This window comes from Nonomuraea sp. NPDC001684 (genome assembly GCF_053596515.1).
Genome location: NZ_JBSFGJ010000800.1, coordinates 1 through 2,163 on the forward strand (window position 1 = coordinate 1; position 2,163 = coordinate 2,163).

Below are 2,163 nucleotides of genomic sequence, written 5' to 3' on the forward strand. Positions count from 1 at the left end.
CCGGGCTGCGGATGGACCTGACCGCGCTGACCCGCCCGCCGGTGCTGCTGGCCGGGCTGGCGGTGCTGGCCGTCGCGATCGTCGGCAAGTTCGCCGGCGCGTACGCCGGCGCCCGGCTGAGCCGGCTCAACCGCTGGGAGGCGCTGGCCCTGGGCGCCGGGCTCAACGCGCGCGGCGTGATCGAGGTCGTGGTGGCCATGGTCGGCCTGCGGCTGGGCATCCTCAGCGTCGAGGCGTACACGCTGGTGGTGCTGGTCGCGATCGTCACCTCGCTGATGACGCCGCCCATCCTGCGCGCGGCGATGGCCCGGGTCGAGCAGACCGCCGACGAGGAGATCCGCGAGACGGCCCACCGCGCCTGGACCACCACGGCGAGCTGACGGGGACGACGCCTCGCACGGCACGCCCTAAAGTTGCCCCATGTCCGAAACGCCGTCACGGGTGGAGCTGCACCCGCTCACCCTCTCCGACCAGGACGAGTTCTGCTCGCTCGTCCGGGCCAGCGCCGAACTGCACCGGCCGTGGATGCAACTGCCCTCGACCGCCGAGGAGTTCCGGACCTGGATGCGCCGCTTCGACGACGGCCTCAACCTGGGCTTCCTGATCCGCGTCCGGGAGAGCGGCGCCGCGGCGGGCACGGTCAACATCAACTCGATCATCCGGGGCCGCTACCAGGGGGCGTCCCTCGGCTATGCGGCCTTCGCCCCGTCCGCCGGGCGCGGTTACATGACCGACGGGCTCACCCTCGCCCTGCGGCACGCGTTCGGCGACCTGCGGCTCCATCGCCTGGAGGCCAACATCCAGCCGGCGAACAAGGCGTCCCTGGCCCTGGCCCGGCGGCTGGGCTTCCGTTACGAGGGGCTGTCGCCCGACTACCTCTACATCGACGGCGCCTGGCGCGACCACGAACGCTGGTCCATCACCGCGCCGAGCCCCTGGCAGCCCGATCCCTCCCTGCCGGAGGTCTGATCGCCTCAAGGAGGCGTCAGGGCGACGGCACCACCCGCGTGGCCGTCACGAGGTCGTGCAGGGCGGCCCGGTCGCGGCGGGTCAGCACCAGCACGACCGAGGCCCCGGCCAGGGCGTACGCCGCGACCAGAAGGGGCATGGCGACGGCCGACTCCGGCTCGCGGACCAGCCGGGAGACCGCCATGTGGGCGCACTGCCACGGAAGCAGCTTCACCAGGGCGCGCGCCACGATCCGCGCCACGCCGGGCCGCCCCCCGCCGGCCAGGGCCACGACGAGGCCCGCCCGCCGCTTGCCCCAGGTGGCCTGCCGCCGCCCCGCCTCCCCCATGACCAGGTACGCCCCGACGGGCAGCACGCTCAGCGCGGTGATCAGCAGGTCGGTGCCCAGGGCGCCGAGCCCGCCGAACCCCGCTCCCGCGCGGCTCAGCGGGACGAACACCGCGGCCAGCGCCGTCAGCCAGGCGGCGATCACGAGATAGTCCCAGCCGGCCGCCACCAGCCTCGGACGTAACGCCGCCCGGCCGCCGCGCGTCCGCTCCCGCTCGTTCAGCAACGCGTCGCCTCCATGACCCGCACACACAAGGGAGCCTGATCTTCGCACGGCGGCGACCAGGCGAAGGACGAGGGGGGCACCCTCAAACCTATGCCGACCAACACAGGCTCTATCGTTCAACATCGACACTGCCGACGGGCACAGGCCCGCGGGAAGGAGATGGTCAGTGGTGACGATGACGACCGCAGGCAGGGTACGCGGGACCGACGAGCACGGCATCGCCGTCTTCAGGGGCATTCCGTTCGCGAAGAGCCCCTTCGGATCGCTCAGGATGGCCGCGCCGGCGCCCGCCGACCCCTGGGACGGCACCCGTGACGCCACCGGTTTCGGCCCCCGGCCGCCGCAGCAGGCGGTGGTGCCCGGGATGCCGGCGTGGAGCTCCGCCGGCGGGCTCGACTGCCTCACCGTCAACGTGTGGTCGCCCGACCCCGGCGGGTCGGGCCTGCCGGTGATGGTGTGGATCTACGGCGGCGCGTACGTCACCGGCTCGTCCGACCTGCCGGAGTTCGACGGGCGGACGCTGGCGGGCGAGGGCGTGGTCGTGGGTCAGCCTGTCGTCGAAGCGGATCGCCCTGTACGAGTGCGGCAACGGCGAGAACTACCGGGCCTGGTACCAGGGCGACGGCGCGACGTACCTCTAC

Annotated in this window: 4 protein-coding genes and 1 pseudogene; 4 read left to right on the top strand and 1 reads right to left on the bottom strand. The window is 73.2% G+C overall.

What is annotated here, in order from left to right:
• Nucleotides 1-380, top strand: a 380-nt coding sequence (locus ACWCSD_RS51895) for a cation:proton antiporter (RefSeq protein WP_449927178.1), incomplete at its 5' end; no start/stop codon positions are given.
• A 40-nt stretch (nt 381-420) separates the two neighbouring features.
• Nucleotides 421-969, top strand: coding sequence for a GNAT family N-acetyltransferase (locus tag ACWCSD_RS51900; RefSeq protein ID WP_397215681.1), 549 nt, complete (start codon nt 421-423; stop codon nt 967-969).
• A 16-nt stretch (nt 970-985) separates the two neighbouring features.
• Here ACWCSD_RS51900 and ACWCSD_RS51905 read toward each other — a convergent pair whose 3' ends face one another.
• Nucleotides 986-1,522 carry an RDD family protein gene (locus tag ACWCSD_RS51905; RefSeq protein WP_449927181.1) on the bottom strand — a complete coding sequence of 179 codons (537 nt, stop codon included), beginning with the start codon at nt 1,520-1,522 and terminating at the stop codon, nt 986-988.
• 175 nt (nt 1,523-1,697) lie between these two features.
• Here ACWCSD_RS51905 and ACWCSD_RS51910 point away from each other — a divergent pair.
• Both ACWCSD_RS51910 and ACWCSD_RS51915 read left to right on the top strand, forming a co-directional pair.
• Nucleotides 1,698-2,006: pseudogene (locus ACWCSD_RS51910) on the top strand (carboxylesterase family protein); the annotation flags it as partial.
• 88 nt (nt 2,007-2,094) lie between these two features.
• A partial coding sequence (locus ACWCSD_RS51915; protein WP_449927184.1) for a hypothetical protein occupies nt 2,095-2,163 on the top strand: 69 nt, incomplete at its 3' end.